Origin of the sequence: Bacillus sp. GMs2/2, assembly GCF_050172095.1 — a bacterium.
GTDB classification, from domain to species: Bacteria; Bacillota; Bacilli; order Bacillales; family Bacillaceae_G; genus Bacillus_A; species Bacillus_A cereus.
The window spans coordinates 1-1,798 of sequence record NZ_JBNLYE010000597.1 but is presented as its reverse complement, the minus strand read 5'-3'; the positions used below and the strand labels follow the sequence as shown (position 1 = coordinate 1,798).

The following is a 1,798-nucleotide window of genomic DNA, read 5'->3' as shown; positions in this document are numbered from 1 at the left end:
CTCACCTTTTCTCTCTTTAATTTTGATAAGTGCTATTGATAGTCTGTGAAGCCTTTATTATCAAGGAGACAAATTATTATCAATAGGGTATACTCTATTGATAATAACTGTTTTTTCAGAAGAAAGGAATCGAATATTGAAAACAAGAGAACTTCTTACAGATGCACAAAGAACATTTTTTTATGAAATTCCGAGTCAGATGGATGAACGTGAATTAATTCGATATTACACCTTATCTGATGAAGAATTACAAATTGTTAATCAACAGCGTGGAGATCATAACCGATTGGGATTTGCTATTCAAATTTCTTATCTTCGTTTTCCAGGGAGGCCTTTATTGGCTAAAGAAAATATCCCACAATTTCTTGTGAATTTTCTTGCAAAACAAATAGGTGTAGCCTCTTGGGAGGTACAAAATTACGCAAGTACTCGAGATACCACACGGCGAGAGCATGTAAATAAAATACGGAATCTTTACAATTTACGTACTTTTACTCTGAGAGAATACCGTGAATTAGCACGGTGGCTTCTCCCTCTAGCAATGAAAACAGAAAACGGGTATTTGCTGGTAGAAGCTCTTATTCAGGAAATGAGAAAACGCAAAATTATCCTTCCAGCAGTTTACGCTATAGAACATTTAGCCTGGTCTGTAAGAGAACGCGCTAGGAAAAGAATTTTTAAATATTTAACGAAAGGACTTTCTTCTTATCAATACGAACAACTAGATACATTACTTTATACTCGTGAAGAGAACAAAAATTCACTTTTATCTTGGTTACGTCAACCACCAGGTGTTATATCGCTTAAAAATTTTCATGAAATTTTGGATCGATTAGAGTTTATTCAAAGTTTAGATTTACCTTTAGATAATGGGAAAGAAATTCATCAGAACAGATTAATACAAATGGCCCGTGAGGGCTCTTGTTATTCTATACAACATTTATCTAGGTTTAATGAGAGGAAACGATATGCAACGATCATGGCATTCCTTATCCATATCTATGCTTTTTTAACTGATCAAGGTTTAGATATGTTTGCAAAACTAATGGGACGAATGTTTAACCGTGGAGAAAATAAACATAATAAACTATTTCAAAAAGATGGGAAATCAATAAATGAAAAAGTTAGACTTTATGTCGAAATAGGAAAAGCATTAATTGAAGCAAAAGAATTAGAAACAGATCCTTTCGAAGCTGTACAATCTATTATATCTTGGGAGAAATTTATTCACTCTGTACATGAGGCTGAAAACTTAGCTAGGCCAATAGAATTTGATTATCTAGATTTACTGGATAATCATTATGGACATTTTCGTAAAATGGCTCCGCGTTTACTCAATAGATATGTGTTTAAAGCTTCTTCAACCAGTCAAACTGTATTACAAGCATTAGAACTATTAAAAGAAGCCAATCAATCTGGAAAACGAAAAATACCTGATAATGTACCGACCGATTTTATAAAGTCTAAATGGATGAAATATGTGTACCAAGACGATAAAATAAATCGACATTACTATGAATTTAGTGTATTTTCAGAGTTATTGAATACCCTTCGTTCTGGTGATATGTGGGTAAAAAGCAGCAAGCAATATAAAGATTTTGAAGAGTATCTTTTACCACCCCATACTTGGCAGCACATGAAGCAAACACAACAAATTCCCCTGGAATTTACAGAGGATGTAGAGAAATATTTAAACAAACGCTTTGAACAATTAGATATAGAGCTTTCAAAAATCAATTGTTTAATTGCAAATCAAGATTTGCAAGGTGTAACGATATATGGAGGTAAAATACAAGTC

General features: G+C 33.0%; 1 protein-coding gene. It reads left to right on the top strand.

From position 1 onward, the window contains the following. Positions 1-136: 136 nt before the first annotated feature. Positions 137-1,798, top strand: a 1,662-nt coding sequence (locus tag ACQGS6_RS27750) for a DUF4158 domain-containing protein (protein ID WP_426965977.1), incomplete at its 3' end; no start/stop codon positions are given.